Raw genomic sequence first — 15,630 nt, 5'->3', positions numbered from 1 at the left:
GGGGCGGCGGTGGGCCGCCGCCCCGCGTCAGGCTGGTATCAACGATCAGTCGGCCTTGTTGAACTGCTCCTTGAGCAGCGCACCAAGCTTGGTCGTGCCGCTGGCCGCGGACGAGTAATCCGCCGACGTGTCGGGCGCGTCTTCCTCGTCCTTGGCGCGGATCGAGAGCGCCAGCTGGCGACCCTTGCGATCCATGCCGGTGAACTTGGCCTCGACCTTGTCGCCCACCTTCAGATGCTGGGTGGCGTCGTCGATGCGCTCCTTGGCGATGTCGTTGGCCCGCAGATAACCCTCCACGCCCTCGCCCAGGTCGATCACGGCGCCCTTCGCATCGACTTCCTTGACGGTGCCGTTGACCATGCTGCCGCGCGGATTCGCCGCCATGAACTGGCCGAACGGATCCTGCTCCATCTGCTTGATGCCGAGGCTGATGCGCTCGCGCTCCGGATCCACCGCCAGCACCACGGCCTCGATCTCGTCGCCCTTCTTGAAGTTGCGCACGAGGTCTTCGCCGGACATCTGCCAGGAGATGTCGGACAGGTGCACCAGGCCGTCGATGCCGCCGTCCAGGCCGATGAACACGCCGAAGTCGGTGATCGACTTGATCTGGCCGGAGACCTTGTCGCCCTTCTTGTGCATGGCCGCAAACGCTTCCCACGGATTGGAGCGCGTCTGCTTGATGCCCAGCGAGATGCGGCGACGCTCTTCATCCACGTCCAGCACCATCACTTCGGTCTCGTCGCCGACCTGTACCACCTTGGCCGGGTTGACGTTTTTGTTGGTCCAGTCCATCTCGGACACGTGCACCAGGCCTTCCACACCCGGCTCGATCTCGACGAAGCAGCCGTAGTCGGTGACGTTGGAGACCTTGCCGAACAGGCGGCTGCCGACCGGGTAGCGGCGGGCGATGGCGACCCATGGGTCGTCGCCCAGCTGCTTCAGGCCCAGCGAAACGCGGTTGCGCTCCTTGTCGTACTTCAGCACGCGCACGTCCAGCTCGTCGCCGACGTTGACGACTTCGGACGGATGACGCACGCGCTTCCACGCCATGTCGGTGATGTGCAGCAGGCCGTCGATGCCGCCGAGGTCCACGAACGCGCCGTAGTCGGTGAGGTTCTTGACCGTGCCCTTGACCACCGCGCCCTCGGTCAGGCGTTCCAGCAGCTTCTCGCGCTCCTCGGAGAACTCGGTCTCGACGACGGCGCGGCGGCTGACCACCACGTTGTTGCGCTTGCGGTCGAGCTTGATGATCTTGAACTCGAGTTCCTTGCCCTCGAGGTAGGTCGGCTCGCGCACCGGGCGCACGTCGACCAGCGAGCCCGGCAGGAACGCGCGGACGTCCTTGATGTCGACCGTGAAGCCGCCCTTGACCTTGCCGGAGATCATGCCCTTGATGGTCTCTTCCTTGTCGAACGCCTGCTCCAGGTCGTCCCACACCATCGAGCGCTTGGCCTTCTCGCGCGACAGCTTGGTTTCGCCGAAACCGTCTTCCAGGGCTTCGAGGGCTACCTTCACCTCGTCGCCCACCTGCACCTCCAGCACGCCGTCCTCGCTCCTGAACTGCTCGATCGGGACGATGCCTTCGCTCTTCAGGCCTGCATTGATCACCACGACGTCGTTGCGGATTTCCACGACGATGCCGGTGACGATGGCGCCGGGCTTCAGCTTGGAGATGGCCTGCTGGCTCTGTTCAAACAGTTCGGCAAAACTTTCAGTCATGTTGATTCCATAGTGGGAAAAGACCTTGGGTCCGTTGTGCTGGGTTGGTGGTTGCGCACGAACTTCCCGGTCCACCGGTTGAGGGTGCCTTCCGGCGGTTCCGCAGAACCGGCCGTCGTCACCGTTGGTCAAAACCCCTGCCGCGGCAGGAGCGCAGAAACCGTCGCGCAATCCGCTCAGGACCGCACGACGGCAAGTACTTTCGCGACGACCTCGTCGATGCCCATCCCGGTGGTATCCACCAGCACGGCATCTTCGGCAGGCTTGAGCGGCGCAACCGCACGCGATGCATCGCGGCTGTCACGCGCCTCAATTTCTCGCTGAAGGCCGGCAAGTGTAACGCTGAGTCCCTTTTCCTTCAACTGCTTATAGCGCCTTTTCGCCCGCTCGGCGGCACTCGCGGTGAGGAAAACCTTGTGCGCGGCATCCGGGAAGATCACCGTGCCCATGTCACGCCCGTCCGCGACCAGCCCGGGCGCCTTGCGGAAGCCCAGCTGCAGCGCCACCAGGGCCTCGCGCACCGGTGGCATCGAAGCGATCGCGGACGCCGCGGCACCGGCGGTCTCGGTACGCAATTCGTCGGTGGCATCATGCCCGTTGACGATCACCCGGGTCGCGCCGCCGCCGCCGGCCGCACGGAACTGGATCCTGCTGCCCTGCGCGCAGCGGGTCACCGCCTCCACGTCCGACAGGTCCAGTCCCGCCGCGCCGGCGGCATAGCCCACGGCGCGGTACAGCGCTCCGGAATCCAGCAGCCGCCAGCCCAGCTGCTCGGCCACCAGCGCGCTGATCGTGCCCTTGCCCGACCCCGATGGCCCGTCGATGGTGAGTACGGGAACGACGGGAGCATGGCTCATGGCGGGGTCCTGGGCTGGCGGGGAGAAACGCCAGTTTAACGCGTTGACCCCACCGGGAACGCGTGCTATCTAGCCGGTCTCCCTGCCTGCAAGTCATGCCGATCAGCCCTATGACCGACCTTCGCTGCGAGTTCGACCAGGCTGCCAAGGACATCCAGGGATTGGCCAGGCGCCCCGACAACGACACCTTGCTGAAGCTCTACGCGCTCTACAAACAGGGTTCGGAGGGTGACCTCAAACGTGTCCAACCCGGCTTCTTCGACTTCATCGGCACGGCCAAGCATGAGGCCTGGGCGCAGTTGAGCGGCGTCGCCCAGGAAGAAGCCATGCGCCGCTACGTCGCACTGGTACACCAGTTGCTGGCCTGACCCCGGCCTGGCCGCCGTACTTACGCGGCGCTTGCTTTCAAACGCTGAACACCGGCACATTCATACGATCGTTTGAGTCTCCTGGGATCGCATGAATTACCCGAACCTGTTTGCCCCGCTCGATTTGGGCCACGTCATCCTGCCCAACCGCATCCTGATGGGCTCGATGCATACCGGGCTGGAAGACAAGGCTGGCGACTACGACAAACTGGCTGCGTATTTCGCCGAGCGTGCCCGTGGCGGCGTGGGCCTGATGGTCACCGGCGGCATCGCGCCCAGCATCGAGGGCTGGCTGAAGCCGTTCGGCGGGCGCCTCACGATGCCTTGGCATAAGCCGCGCCATCGCAAGCTCACCCGTGCCGTGCATGCCGAGGGCGGGCGCATCTGCATGCAGATCCTGCATGCTGGCCGCTACGGCTACCACCCGCTGTCGGTGGCGCCATCGAGGATCAGGTCGCCGATCACCCCGTTCACGCCGCGGGCGCTGTCCGCGCGGGGCGTGGAGCGCACCATCGGCGACTTCGTGCGTTGCGCAAGACTCGCGCAGGATGCCGGCTACGACGGCGTCGAGGTGATGGGCTCGGAAGGCTACCTGATCAACGAATTCATCGCCGCGCGCACCAACCGGCGCAACGACGCCTGGGGTGGCGATGCCGCGCGGCGCATGCGCTTTCCGGTCGAGATCGTACGCCGCACGCGCGCGGCGGTCGGCCGCGACTTCATCATCATCTACCGGCTGTCGATGCTCGACCTGGTCGACGGCGGCCAGGACTGGAGCGAGATCGCCACGCTGGCCAGGGCGATCGAGGCGGCCGGCGCCAGCATCATCAATACCGGCATCGGCTGGCACGAGGCGCGCGTACCGACCATCGTCACCAGCGTGCCGCGCGCCGGTTTCGCCTGGGTCACGCAGAAGCTGAAGGGCGAGGTGACGATCCCGCTGGTCGCCACCAACCGGATCAACATGCCGGACGTGGCCGAACGCATCCTCGCCGATGGCGAGGCCGACATGGTCTCGATGGCGCGCCCGCTGCTGGCCGACCCGGCATGGGTGAACAAGGCGAAGGCCGGGCGCAGCGAGCGCATCAACACCTGCATCGCCTGCAACCAGGCCTGCCTCGACCACGTGTTCCAGAACAGGCGCGCCAGCTGCCTGGTCAACCCGCGCGCCTGCCACGAAACCGAGCTGAAGGTCGAGCCGGCCAGCGTGCGCAAGCGCATCGCCGTGGTCGGTGCGGGCCCGGCCGGCATGGCCTGCGCCGCCACGCTGGGCGAGCGCGGCCACGCGGTGACCCTGATCGACCAGGCCGGCGAGATCGGCGGCCAGTTCAATTACGCCAAGCAGATTCCGGGCAAGGAGGAGTTCCACGAGACGCTGCGCTATTTCCGCCACCGGCTGGCGGACGCGGGCGTCGACGTGCGGCTCGGCCAGGTCGCGGATGCCGCCTCGCTGCGCGCCGGCGGCCATGACGAAGTGGTGATCGCCACCGGCATCACGCCGCGCCAGGTGAGCTTTCCCGGCAGCGACAACCCGCGCGTGCTGGGCTATCTCGACGTGCTGGCCCGGCACCGGCCGGTAGGCGCCAGGGTGGCGGTCATCGGCGCCGGCGGCATCGGTTTCGATGTGGCCGAGTTCCTGGTCGAACCTGCGCCCTCGCCCACCACCGACGTGGCCCGCTGGACCCGCGAATGGGGCGTGGACATGCAACTGCGGCAGCGCAGCGGGCTGCGGCCGCCGCAGCCGGAAGCGCCGGCGCGGCAGGTCTGGCTGCTCCAGCGCAGCGAGGGACGTCCCGGCGCACGGCTCAACAAGACCACCGGCTGGGTGCATCGCGCCACGCTCAAGGCGAAGCAGGTGACCATGCTGGGCAAGGTCGGCTACGAGCGTTTCGATGATCAGGGCCTGCACATCACCGTCGATGGCGAACCGCAGATCCTGCCGGTCGAGCACGTGGTGGTCTGCGCCGGCCAGGAACCGAACCGCCGTCTCGCCGACGAACTGATCGCGGCCGACATGAAGGTGCACGTGATCGGCGGCGCCGACGTGGCCGCCGAGCTGGACGCCAAGCGTGCTATCGACCAGGGCACGCGATTGGCCAGCACGATTTGACTTGCGGCTGCGGATACGCCGATGCCGCTGCCATGGGGCAGCAGCATCGGTCGCGGAAAAGAAAGCGCCCCGCAGGGAAGACGCATCGACATGGGCTCAGGGGGGGAGTTGAACCAGATGCCGTATTTAGCGTCGCTGCGGGGCGAGGGCCGCCGCCACTAGGGGGAGGGAGGGGAAGTGGCGGGACGGGGGTATTTTATGATCGACGCAATAAAGTATCTAATATATATTTAGATCATTATTAATTTCATATCGCTATATGTTCGATCTCCGCCAGTTGCGCTATTTCGTCGCCGTCGCCGAGGAGTTGAGTTTCACCCGGGCGGCCTTGCGCCTGCACCTGTCGCAGCCCCCGCTGTCGCAGCAGATCCAGTCGCTGGAACAGGACCTGGGCGTACGTCTGCTGGAACGCACCAAACGCAGCGTGGCCCTGACCGAACCAGGCAGGGTCTTCCTGGAACAGGCGCGGCAGATCCTGGCCAAGGTCGACGAGGCGCGCAGCCAGGTGTTGGCTGCGGCAGCCGGCTACAGCGGCCAGCTGCGGCTGGCCTATACAGTTTCGGTCTCGTTCCACCCGGCCATGCCGCAGGCCCTGCTGCGCTTCGGCCAGATCGCGCCCAACGTACGCCTGCAACTTAGCGAGATGTACACCGAGCCGCAGTTCGCTGCCCTGCTCGCCGGCCAGATCGACGTCGGCTTCGTCCGTGACGAGCCGCTCCACGCCCAGGATATTCGCAGCCTGCGGCTCAGCGTGATCGACCGCGAACCGCTGCTGCTCGCCCTGCCTGTGGGCCATCCCCTGGCCAGCCGCAGCAGCCTGCGCCTGGCCGAGGTGGCTGGCAACGCCTTTGTGTCGCAACCACGCGAACTGGCCGCCACCCTCTACGACCGGCTGGTGGAACTGGCGACCCGGGCCGGCTTCCGGCCGGAGATCATCCAGCATGCGCAACAAATCAACGGCCTGCTGGCCCTGGTTGCCGCCGGCCTGGGGCTGGCCCTGGTGCCGGCCAGCATGCGCACGGTGCGCCTGGCCGGCGTCTGCTACGTGCCGCTGGAAGACCCCGATGCCTTCCTGCTGCTGGCCGTGGCCTGCCGCGTCGATGACCACTCCCCCGCCCTGCAGCAGTTTCTGGCTACGGTGGCGGAAACAGCCGTCGCGCCAGGCTTGTGATAAGTCATTGGACTCGTTACACTTGCACGCTTACATTTTTCTTTGTGTCAGGAGCTGGCCGTGAAGGTGCTTAACTCTTTGAAGTCCGCCAAGGCGCGGCATCGCGACTGCAAGGTTGTGCGCCGTCGCGGCAAGGTGTTCGTGATCTGCAAGAGCAACCCGCGTTTCAAGGCTCGTCAGCGCTGAGTCAAGCCTGGCGGCGTCACGAAAAAAGGCCGCACAAGCGGCCTTTTTCGTGGGTGTCGAACCTGATCCGGCGGCGACTCCGCCGGAGGCCATGGCTTCCGTTCATTCGTATCGGACGTCGACGATCTCGTAGTGCTTGACGCCGTTCGGCGCGGTGAATTCGAAGCTGTCGCCGGCGCTTTTTCCGATCAGCGCACGGGCAATCGGCGAGGACACGGCGATCAGCCGCTGCTTGATGTCCGCCTCCAGGTCGCCGACGATCTGATAGGTCACCGCCACACCGGTATCCTCGTCCTCCAGATCGACCGTGGCGCCGAACACCACGCGACCGCCCGGCTTGAGCTGGGCCACGTCGATCACCTCGGCGGTCGACAACAGGGCCTCCAGCTGGGCAATGCGCCCCTCGGTGAAGCTCTGCAGTTCGCGCGCGGCGTGGTACTCTGCATTCTCCTTCAGGTCGCCATGCGCACGGGCCTCGGCGATCGCCGCGATGATGCGCGGGCGATCCACCGACTTCAGGCGCTCCAACTCGGCGCGAAGGCGTTCCGAACCGGTCTTGGTGATGGGGGCGCGAGTGCTCATGCGTTCAGCTCCTTGTGCAGTTCCTGCAGGCTGTGCACGTCCTCGCTGCCGTGGAAATCCAGCGAATGGACCAGCGCGCGCGCGCCCGCGACGGTGGTCGAATAGGTAACTCGCTGCTGCAGCGCCTCGCGCCGGATCGAGAACGAATCCGCGATCGCCTGCTTGCCCTCGGTGGTGTTGACGATATAGACGATCTCGCCGTTCTTGATCAGGTCGACGATGTGCGGGCGGCCCTCGATCACCTTGTTGATGCGTTCGCAGGCCACGCCATGCGCCGCAAGGTACGCCGCTGTGCCGGAGGTGGCGACGAGGCTGAAACCGCGCTTCAGCACCTCCTGCGCCACCGGCAGCAGGCGGTCCTTGTCGGCATCGCGCACCGACACGAACACCTTGCCCTTGGGCGGCGTCTTGATGCCGGCGGCGTCGTGGCCGCGCGCGAAGGCGGCGCCGAAGCTGCGGCCCACACCCATCACCTCGCCGGTGGAACGCATCTCCGGGCCGAGGATGGGGTCGACGTTCTGGAACTTCAGGAACGGGAAGATCGCCTCCTTCACCGAGAAGTACGACGGGATCACCTCGCGGGTAGCGCCCTGCTCGACCAGCGATTTGCCGGCCATCGCGCGCGCGGCGATCTTCGCCAGCGGCACGCCGGTGGCCTTGGACACGAACGGCACGGTGCGCGAGGCGCGCGGATTCACTTCGAGGATGAACACGGTGTCGCCCTGGATCGCGAACTGGGTGTTCATCAGGCCGATGACCTTCAGCTCCCTCGCCATCGCGGCGACCTGGCTGCGCATCTCGTCCTGCACTTCGGCGGTCAGCGAATACGGCGGCAGCGAACAGGACGAGTCGCCCGAATGCACGCCGGCCTCCTCGATGTGCTCCATGATGCCGCCGATCAGCACGTTGCCGCCGGCGTCGGCGATGACGTCCACGTCGACCTCCACCGCATGGTCGAGGAAGCGGTCGAGCAGCACCGGAGAATCGTTGGATACCTGTACCGCCTCGCGGATGTAGCGCGAAAGGTCGGCATCGTCGTAGACCACCTCCATCGCGCGGCCGCCCAGCACGTAGCTGGGACGCACCACCAGCGGATAGCCGATCTCGCGCGCCAGCGCCAGCGCCTCGTCGGCGTTGCGCGCGGTGCGGTTCGGCGGCTGGCGCAGGCCCAGCTTCACGATCATCTGCTGGAAGCGCTCGCGGTCCTCGGCCAGATCGATGGAATCGGGCGAGGTGCCGATGATCGGCACACCGGCCGCTTCCAGCGCGCGCGCCAGCTTCAGCGGAGTCTGCCCGCCATACTGCACGATCACGCCCTTGGGTTTCTCCAGGTCGACGATTTCCAGCACATCCTCCAGCGTCAGCGGCTCGAAGTACAACCGGTCGGAGGTGTCGTAGTCGGTGGACACAGTTTCCGGGTTGCAGTTGACCATGATGGTTTCAAAACCATCCTCGCGCAGCGCCAGCGCGGCGTGCACGCAGCAGTAGTCGAATTCGATGCCCTGGCCGATGCGGTTGGGGCCGCCGCCGAGCACGATGATCTTGTCGCGGTCGGTCGGGTTCGCCTCGCACTCTTCCTCATAGGTCGAATACATGTAGGCGGTGGTGGTGGCGAACTCGGCCGCGCAGGAATCCACGCGCTTGTACACCGGGCGCACGCCCAGGGTGCGGCGCAGGTGGCGCATGGCGGCTTCGTCGGAGCCGGTCAGTTCGGCGATACGCGCGTCGGCGAAGCCCATGCGCTTGAGCTCGCGCATGCGCGGCGCGTCGAGCGCGGCGACGCCCTGCGCCTGCACTTCCTTCTCGGTCAGCACGATGTCCTCGAAGGCGGCGAGGAACCAGGGATCGACGCGGCTGAGGCCGTACACCTCCTCCAGCGTGAGCCCCGCCCGGAAGGCATCGGCGAGATGGAACACGCGGTCCGGTCGCGGCTCGCGCAGCTCGCGCTTGAGCGTGGTCAGGCCCGCCTCGGTGCTGATGTCCAGCCCGGTCGGGTTCAGACCGGTCTTGCCGATCTCCAGCCCGCGCAGTGCCTTCTGCAGCGACTCGTGGAAGCTGCGGCCGATCGCCATCACCTCGCCCACCGACTTCATCTGGGTGGTGAGGCGCGCATCGGCCTGCGGGAACTTCTCGAACGCAAATCGGGGAATCTTGGTGACCACGTAGTCGATGGTCGGCTCGAACGAGGCCGGGGTGAGGCCGCCGGTGATGTCGTTCTTCAGTTCGTCCAGCGTGTAGCCGACGGCCAGCTTCGCGGCGATCTTGGCGATCGGGAAGCCGGTGGCCTTCGAGGCCAGCGCCGACGAGCGCGACACGCGCGGATTCATCTCGATCACCACCACGCGGCCGTTCTCGGCGTTGATGCCGAACTGCACGTTGGAGCCGCCGGTATCCACGCCGATCTTGCGCAGCACGGCGATGGAGGCGTCGCGCAGGCGCTGGTATTCCTTGTCGGTGAGCGTCTGCGCCGGCGCCACCGTGATCGAGTCGCCGGTGTGCACGCCCATCGGGTCGAGGTTCTCGATCGAGCAGACGATGATGCAGTTGTCCGCGGTGTCACGGACCACCTCCATCTCGAACTCCTTCCAGCCCAGCACCGACTCCTCGACCAGCACCTCGTGCACCGGCGAGAGGTCGAGGCCGCGCTTGACGATCTCCTCGAACTCTTCGACGTTGTAGGCGATGCCACCGCCCGAACCGCCGAGCGTAAAGCTGGGGCGGATGATGGTCGGGAAACCCACCTTGGCCTGGCTCTCCACCGCCTGCTCGAAGCTGCGGGCGACTTCCGCCTTGGGGCACTCGAGCCCGATCTCGGCCATCGCCTGCTTGAACAGTTCACGGTCCTCGGCCATGCGGATCGCGTCGCGCTTGGCGCCGATCAGCTCGACCTTGTACTTGTCCAGCACGCCGTGGTCGGCGAGATCGAGCGCGCAGTTCAGCGCGGTCTGGCCGCCCATGGTGGGCAGCACCGCGTCGGGCTTCTCCTTGGCGATGATGCGCTCCACCGTCTGCCAGTTGATCGGCTCGATGTAGACGGCGTCGGCCATCTCCGGGTCGGTCATGATGGTGGCGGGGTTGGAGTTCACCAGGATCACCCGGTAACCCTCTTCCTTCAGCGCCTTGCAGGCCTGCGCGCCGGAGTAGTCGAACTCGCAGGCCTGGCCGATCACGATCGGGCCGGCGCCGATGATCAGGATGCTCTTGATGTCGCTACGCTTGGCCATTTCAGCGGGCCTCCTGCATCAGCTTGGCAAACCGGTCGAACAGATAACCGATGTCATGAGGGCCGGGACTCGCTTCCGGATGACCCTGGAAGCAGAACGCCGGGCGGTCGGTGAGCGCGAAGCCCTGCAGTGTGCCGTCGAACAGCGAGCTGTGGGTGACGCGCACGTTGGCGGGCAGCGTGGCCGGATCGACGGCGAAGCCGTGGTTCTGGCTGGTGATCAGCACGCGGCCGTCGTCGTGGTCCTTCACCGGGTGGTTCGCGCCGTGGTGGCCGAACTTCATCTTCAGCGTCCTCGCGCCCAGCGCAAGGCCCATGATCTGGTGGCCGAGGCAGATGCCGAACAGCGGGATCCTGGCGTCGAGGAAGGCCCTGGTGGCGGCAATCGCGTAGTCGCAGGCCGCCGGGTCGCCGGGGCCGTTGGAGAGGAACACGCCATCCGGCTGCATCGCCAGCACGTCCGCGGCAGGCGTCTGCGCCGGCACCACCGTGATGTCGCAGCCCTGCTCGGCGAGCAGGCGCAGGATGTTGTGCTTCACGCCGAAGTCGTAGGCGACGACCTTGTAGCGCCTCGCTGGCTGGTTGAAGGCCTGGCCGTCGAGGTCGTAGACGCCCGCGTTCCACGCATAAGCCTTGCTCGTGCACACCACCTTGGCCAGGTCCATGCCGTTTAGGCCCGGGAAGGCGCGCGCCTTGGCCAGCGCGGCCTCCTCCGTGATGCCCTCGCCGGCCAGGATGCAGCCGGCCAGCGCGCCCTTGTCGCGCAGGATGCGGGTGAGCCGGCGGGTGTCGATGCCGGCGATCGCCACGATGCCGTGGCGCTTCAGGTAATCGGGCAGACTCTCGCTGCTGCGCCAGTTGCTGGCCCGGCGCGGCACGTCACGCACGATCAGGCCGGCGGCGTGCACCGCGCTGGATTCGACGTCCTCGGCGTTGCAGCCGGTGTTGCCGATGTGGGGGTACGTGAGGGTGACGATCTGCCGGCTGTAGGAGGGATCGGTGAGGATCTCCTGGTAGCCGGTCATGGCGGTGTTGAAAACCACCTCGCCGACGGTTTCGCCAGTCGCGCCCACGGCGTGGCCGTGGAACGCGCTGCCGTCTTCGAGGACCAGCAGGGCCGGGATGGGCATAGATAACCGCCTTTTGGATGCAGCAAAGTCCGCAAGCCGCGTGATTGCCGGCTTGTGGAGCTTGGGGAGGAAAGGATCTGGGCGGGTGGAAATTGTATGCGGCAACGCCGTTTCTGTCCACCTCACGGAACATGAACCCTGCGATGTTCCGCTCTTCCGGGTCGATCCGCCGGCGCTACACTAGGCCACTTTTCGATGGAGCCCGATGTCCCATGAGTGCTGCCGTTCTGCTCGATCCCGCACGCCTCGATCGCCCGGACACCATGGTTCAGCACCAGCCCTTCCCGTTCATGATGGCCCACGGCCAGCTGCCGGACGACGTGCGCGACGACCTGGAACGCGATTTTCCCCGCTACACCAGCGCCGGCTTCTTCCCGTACGACCCGGACGACTGTGGGCCGAGCATCAATGCGCTGATCGAGAACATGACCTCGCCGGCGTTCGCACAGGCCATCGGGCAACGGCTGGGCATCGACGGCCTCGGCCAATACCCGACGCTGGTGACGTTGTGCCGCCTGCTGAACAAGCGGCACGGCACCATCCACACCGACAGCCGGTCCAAGGTAGCCACCGCGCTGATCTACCTGAACACGCGGTGGCCGGACACCAGCGACGGCTGCCTGCGGTTCCTGCACCGGATCGACGACATCGACAGCATCGCGGCGCCGGAACTGATCCCGCTGTACGGCGAATTCGCCGTGTTCAAGCGCTGCGAGAACTCCTTCCACGGCCACTTGCCCTATGAAGGTGAGCGGCGGGTGATCCAGGTTGCGTGGCTTACCAGCGAGGAGGAAAAGCTGCGCAAGACGAAGCGCGGCAAATTCTCGCGTGCGTTCAAGAAACTGTTCGGCAAGCTGGATACCCGCCTCGGCGCCGGCCGCGACCGCAACGCCTCGCACCCCGACTGACCCATCGAGCCGTCGCCTGCCGCCGGTCGCGCTAACCGGCGAAATGCCAGGCCACGAATACCGCGAACACGCCATACAGCAGGCCGACCGGCAGCAGCGAACGCGCATCGACACGGCCGCGGTGAAACAGCCACCACAGGTAGACGATGGCCACGGCGGTCAACACGCCGGCCACGATCAGCGGCGTGTCGAACAGCCATGGCGTGGCGAAGATCGCCAGCGAACTGGGAATGGTCGCCTGGATCATCATGGCGCCGGAGATATTGGCCAGCGCCAGGCGCTCCTTGCCCTGGCGCACCCAGATCAGCGCGTTGAGGGTTTCCGGCAATTCCGTCGCCACCGGGCTCAACAGCAGCGCGACCAGGTGCGGCGGCAGCGCGAACGCCACGCCGATCGCCTCCAGCTGGCTGACGAACACGCGCGAGGCGGCCGCGATCACCACCAGCGCCGCCACCGTCTGTGCCGCCACCCAGCGCAGGGCCGGGTCGGCGTCGCCCGGGCGGAATTTCAGCGGCTCCAGCGTCTCGTCGTCCGGTGCGCTGTCGGCGCTGCGCATCTCGCGCCACACGTACAGCGCGTAGGCCACCAGGAACAGCACGCCCAGCAGCGGCTTGAACGCAAATGCGACCAGGCCCAGGCTGACCTTGACCGCGAAGATCGCCAGAAACCATGACTGGTCGCGCGCCAGCCGTCGATGATCGACCCGTACCAGCACGTCGGTCCGGCGCAGCCGATCCCGATTGCACCAGAGCGCGATGCCCACCACCGCGTATGCGATCGTGGCCAGCACCAGCGGGCCGCCCATCGCGGCGCCCACGCCGATGTCGCGCGCGCCGGGCGTCTTACCGAACACCACCGCGACGAAGGTCACCGCGCTTTCGGGCAGGGCGGTGCCGAACGCCGCCAGTACCGTGCCGGTCGCGGTGGCACCCAGCTTCAGCCGGTGGCCGAACCATTCGACGCCGTTGACGAAGTATTCGCAGGCGAGATAGATCGCGCCGGCCGAACCGAGGAACAGACAGAGGGTAAGCAACATGGGATGCACGGGCCGGGCGAGCGAAGGAACCGATGGCGCAGCGGCACCGCTCGCCCGGCCGGGTAAGCGTGTCGCTGGCCAAAGGTCTCGCCGGGCATGGCCGCACCTGACGGTGGCGGCTGCTGTCCGCACCATGGCGCCGCAAACGCGGCGGCCAAGTCTGTTGATGCGAACGCCTCAGGGGACGAGGCTGGCTACTCCCCAATGACAGGCCGCTGATGGTAGCGGCGGCCCTCGGGCGTGACAAGCCGGCGAGGCCGCTGTCCCGTTTCAGCGCGGCCCGGCGATCACGTCCTCGAGCTGCCAATGCCCGGCGCTGCGGCCGGCCAGCCAGTGCGCCGCCTGCAGGGCGCCGCGCGCAAAGATCGAGCGATCGGTGGCGCGATGGGTGAGTTCCAGCCGCTCGCCCTGCCCGATCAGCATGGCCGTGTGTTCGCCGACGATGTCGCCGCCGCGCACCACCGCGAAACCGATGCCGCCTCCGATCCGTTCGCCGGTGCGTCCCTCACGGCAATACACCGCGGTTGTCTCCAGCGTGGTCTGGCGCGCCTCGGCGGCAGCGCGACCGAGCGCCAGCGCGGTGCCCGAGGGCGCATCCTGCTTGCGCCCGTGGTGCGCCTCGACGATCTCCAGGTCCCACGCCGGCAACGCCGCCGATGCCTCGCGCAGCAAGCGCGTCAGTACCGCCACGCCGAGGCTGAAATTGGCCGCACGCAGCAGCGCTATGTGCTTGCCGGCATCGGCAAGCCTTGCCTCCAGCGCCGCATCGATGCCGGTGGTACCGCTGACCAGGGCGATACCGTGCGCCAGGCAGTGGTCGAGCGCCAGCGCCAATCCGGCGGGCCCGCTGAAGTCGACGATCACGTCGACCTGGGGCGCCTGGCTCCAGTCGTGCGCATAACGCAGCGAATCCGCGATGCCGGCAAACACGGGCCGGCCCTCGTGCACCGAACCCGGCGTCACCAACGCATGTACCAGTTCGAAGCGCGCGTCGTCGTCGAGCAGGGCCAGCAGCGCATGGCCCATACGGCCGGAAGCGCCGCTGATGGCGAGGCGTAGGGGACGGATCATCGGCGTGCTCCAGTCAAAAACGTCGGTCGGCACATGCTAGCGCGTGTGCCCGCGGTCTCAGATGGTGACCTTCGACCAGAACTTCTTCACGCCGTCGACCCAGCCCTTGGCGCGCGGCGTGTGCTTGCCGGCGTCGCTGCCGTCGAAGGTGGCCTCCAGCGATTCGAGCAGCTCGCGCTGCTGCCTCGTCAGGCGCACCGGCGTCTCCACCACGACGCGGCAGATCAGGTCGCCGTGGCGGCTGCTGCGCACCGACTTCACGCCGCGGCCACGCAGGCGGAACTGGGTGCCGGTCTGCGTTTCGGGTGGAATGCTGACCGGCACCTCGCCTTCCAGCGTCGGCACCGGCAATTCCGCGCCGAGCGCCGCCTGCGAGAAACGGATCGGCAGTTCGCAATACAGGTCGTTGCCGTCACGCTGGAAGATCGCGTGCTCGCGCACGTGCACTTCCACGTAAAGGTCGCCGGCTGACGTACCGGCCGGGCCGGCCTCGCCCTGCCCGGTCAGGCGGATGCGGTCGCCGTTGTCGACGCCTTCGGGGATCTGCACCGACAGCGTGCGAGTTTCCTCGAGGCGGCCCTCGCCACGGCATTTCCTGCACGGCTTCTCGATCGCCTGACCGCTGCCGCCGCAATGCGGGCAAGCCTGCTGGATCGAGAAGATGCCGTTCTGCATGCGCACCTGGCCGTGGCCATTGCAGGTCTTGCACTTGCTGACCTTGCCGTCCTCCGAGCCGCTGCCGTTGCAGTGGTGGCAATTGACCTGGGTGGGCACCTCGATCTGCCGGCTGACGCCGAACACGGCCTCCTCCAGATCCAGCTCCATCACATAGCGCAGGTCGGCGCCGCGACGCGGACGCCCGCGGCCACCGCCCCTGCCGAAGATATCGCCGAAGATGTCGCCGAAGATGTCGCCGACATCGCCGAAGCCAGCCCCGCCGCGCCCGCCCATGCCCTGCTCGAAGGCGGCATGGCCGTGCTGGTCGTACATGCCGCGCTTCTGCGCGTCGGACAGCACTTCATAGGCCTCCTTGGCCTCCTTGAATTTCTCCTGCGCGGTGGGGTCGTCCGGGCAACGGTCCGGATGGTATTTCATCGCCAGCCGACGGAAGGATTTCTTCAGTTCGACCTCGCTGACGCTGCGTTCGACACCCAGCACCTCGTAGTAGTCACGCTTGCTCATTCATGCGTCCACACTGCTTGTCACACCCTGTCCCGATCAGCAAAACAGCCCGCGCCGGGAGAATGCCTGGCGCGGGCTGGTCAGTCG

At 66.8% G+C, this 15,630-nt stretch carries 13 protein-coding genes and 1 riboswitch; of the genes, 5 read left to right on the top strand and 8 right to left on the bottom strand.

Annotated features, from left to right (window positions below; translation table 11 throughout):
• Nucleotides 1-45 precede the first annotated feature (45 nt).
• Both rpsA and cmk read right to left on the bottom strand, forming a co-directional pair.
• Nucleotides 46-1,719 (bottom strand): 30S ribosomal protein S1, encoded by a 1,674-nt coding sequence (gene rpsA, locus AC1Q5A_RS11875; protein ID WP_492700923.1) that lies wholly within the window; start codon nt 1,717-1,719, stop codon nt 46-48.
• A gap of 176 nt (nt 1,720-1,895) precedes the next feature.
• Nucleotides 1,896-2,576, bottom strand: coding sequence for a (d)CMP kinase (gene cmk / locus AC1Q5A_RS11870; RefSeq protein ID WP_492700922.1), 681 nt, complete (start codon nt 2,574-2,576; stop codon nt 1,896-1,898).
• A 110-nt stretch (nt 2,577-2,686) separates the two neighbouring features.
• Between cmk and AC1Q5A_RS11865 the strand changes: the two genes are divergently transcribed.
• The 4 genes from AC1Q5A_RS11865 (at nt 2,687) to ykgO (ending at nt 6,411) form a co-directional block, all read left to right on the top strand.
• On the top strand, nt 2,687-2,944 hold the full coding sequence (locus tag AC1Q5A_RS11865) for an acyl-CoA-binding protein (protein WP_492700921.1): 258 nt from the start codon (nt 2,687-2,689) through the stop codon (nt 2,942-2,944).
• Between the two features lie 91 nt (nt 2,945-3,035).
• Nucleotides 3,036-5,054, top strand: a complete 2,019-nt coding sequence (locus AC1Q5A_RS11860) for an oxidoreductase (RefSeq protein WP_492700920.1) — start codon at nt 3,036-3,038, stop codon at nt 5,052-5,054.
• Between the two features lie 259 nt (nt 5,055-5,313).
• Nucleotides 5,314-6,225, top strand: a complete 912-nt coding sequence (locus tag AC1Q5A_RS11855) for a LysR substrate-binding domain-containing protein (RefSeq protein WP_492700919.1) — start codon at nt 5,314-5,316, stop codon at nt 6,223-6,225.
• Nucleotides 6,226-6,285: 60 nt separating this feature from the next.
• On the top strand, nt 6,286-6,411 hold the full coding sequence (gene ykgO / locus AC1Q5A_RS11850; protein WP_007508267.1) for a type B 50S ribosomal protein L36: 126 nt from the start codon (nt 6,286-6,288) through the stop codon (nt 6,409-6,411).
• A gap of 102 nt (nt 6,412-6,513) precedes the next feature.
• Here ykgO and greA read toward each other — a convergent pair whose 3' ends face one another.
• From greA to carA, 3 genes are read right to left on the bottom strand one after another with little or no spacing between them, the layout of a single operon-like run.
• Nucleotides 6,514-6,993 carry a transcription elongation factor GreA gene (greA, locus tag AC1Q5A_RS11845; RefSeq protein ID WP_492700918.1) on the bottom strand — a complete coding sequence of 160 codons (480 nt, stop codon included), beginning with the start codon at nt 6,991-6,993 and terminating at the stop codon, nt 6,514-6,516.
• The gene (carB, locus tag AC1Q5A_RS11840) at nt 6,990-10,217 is read right to left on the bottom strand and encodes a carbamoyl-phosphate synthase large subunit (RefSeq protein WP_492700917.1); all 3,228 of its coding nucleotides are present in this window, start codon (nt 10,215-10,217) and stop codon (nt 6,990-6,992) included. Before carB ends, greA begins: the two co-directional genes overlap by 4 nt.
• A gap of 1 nt (nt 10,218) precedes the next feature.
• The gene (gene carA / locus AC1Q5A_RS11835; RefSeq protein WP_492700916.1) at nt 10,219-11,346 is read right to left on the bottom strand and encodes a glutamine-hydrolyzing carbamoyl-phosphate synthase small subunit; all 1,128 of its coding nucleotides are present in this window, start codon (nt 11,344-11,346) and stop codon (nt 10,219-10,221) included.
• A gap of 212 nt (nt 11,347-11,558) precedes the next feature.
• Here carA and AC1Q5A_RS11830 point away from each other — a divergent pair, with 212 nt between their 5' ends.
• Nucleotides 11,559-12,254, top strand: coding sequence for a 2OG-Fe(II) oxygenase (locus AC1Q5A_RS11830; RefSeq protein ID WP_492700915.1), 696 nt, complete (start codon nt 11,559-11,561; stop codon nt 12,252-12,254).
• Between the two features lie 31 nt (nt 12,255-12,285).
• Here AC1Q5A_RS11830 and AC1Q5A_RS11825 read toward each other — a convergent pair whose 3' ends face one another.
• The 3 genes from AC1Q5A_RS11825 to dnaJ form a co-directional block, all read right to left on the bottom strand.
• Nucleotides 12,286-13,290, bottom strand: coding sequence for a sodium:calcium antiporter (locus AC1Q5A_RS11825; RefSeq protein ID WP_492700914.1), 1,005 nt, complete (start codon nt 13,288-13,290; stop codon nt 12,286-12,288).
• 23 nt (nt 13,291-13,313) lie between these two features.
• A riboswitch (yybP-ykoY riboswitch) is annotated at nt 13,314-13,512 on the bottom strand.
• A 48-nt stretch (nt 13,513-13,560) separates the two neighbouring features.
• Nucleotides 13,561-14,361 (bottom strand): 4-hydroxy-tetrahydrodipicolinate reductase, encoded by an 801-nt coding sequence (gene dapB / locus AC1Q5A_RS11820; protein WP_492700913.1) that lies wholly within the window; start codon nt 14,359-14,361, stop codon nt 13,561-13,563.
• 57 nt (nt 14,362-14,418) lie between these two features.
• Nucleotides 14,419-15,543, bottom strand: coding sequence for a molecular chaperone DnaJ (dnaJ, locus tag AC1Q5A_RS11815; protein ID WP_492700912.1), 1,125 nt, complete (start codon nt 15,541-15,543; stop codon nt 14,419-14,421).
• Nucleotides 15,544-15,630: the final 87 nt, after the last annotated feature.

It is taken from the genome of Rhodanobacter sp. GW835-FHT13D09 (genome assembly GCF_058793995.1).
Note: the sequence above shows the minus strand (reverse complement) of the source record. Positions and strands in the feature narration are given on the sequence as shown.

Excerpts from the sequence above, each read along its gene's own strand:
- rpsA (WP_492700923.1), bottom strand. The coding sequence starts at position 1,719 with ATGACTGAAAGTTTTGCCGAACTGTTTGAACAGAGCCAGCAGGCCATC.
- cmk (WP_492700922.1), bottom strand. The coding sequence starts at position 2,576 with ATGAGCCATGCTCCCGTCGTTCCCGTACTCACCATCGACGGGCCATCG.
- AC1Q5A_RS11865 (WP_492700921.1), top strand. The coding sequence starts at position 2,687 with ATGACCGACCTTCGCTGCGAGTTCGACCAGGCTGCCAAGGACATCCAG.
- AC1Q5A_RS11860 (WP_492700920.1), top strand. The coding sequence starts at position 3,036 with ATGAATTACCCGAACCTGTTTGCCCCGCTCGATTTGGGCCACGTCATC.
- AC1Q5A_RS11855 (WP_492700919.1), top strand. The coding sequence starts at position 5,314 with ATGTTCGATCTCCGCCAGTTGCGCTATTTCGTCGCCGTCGCCGAGGAG.
- greA (WP_492700918.1), bottom strand. The coding sequence starts at position 6,993 with ATGAGCACTCGCGCCCCCATCACCAAGACCGGTTCGGAACGCCTTCGC.
- carB (WP_492700917.1), bottom strand. The coding sequence starts at position 10,217 with ATGGCCAAGCGTAGCGACATCAAGAGCATCCTGATCATCGGCGCCGGC.
- carA (WP_492700916.1), bottom strand. The coding sequence starts at position 11,346 with ATGCCCATCCCGGCCCTGCTGGTCCTCGAAGACGGCAGCGCGTTCCAC.
- AC1Q5A_RS11830 (WP_492700915.1), top strand. The coding sequence starts at position 11,559 with ATGAGTGCTGCCGTTCTGCTCGATCCCGCACGCCTCGATCGCCCGGAC.
- AC1Q5A_RS11825 (WP_492700914.1), bottom strand. The coding sequence starts at position 13,290 with ATGTTGCTTACCCTCTGTCTGTTCCTCGGTTCGGCCGGCGCGATCTAT.
- dapB (WP_492700913.1), bottom strand. The coding sequence starts at position 14,361 with ATGATCCGTCCCCTACGCCTCGCCATCAGCGGCGCTTCCGGCCGTATG.
- dnaJ (WP_492700912.1), bottom strand. The coding sequence starts at position 15,543 with ATGAGCAAGCGTGACTACTACGAGGTGCTGGGTGTCGAACGCAGCGTC.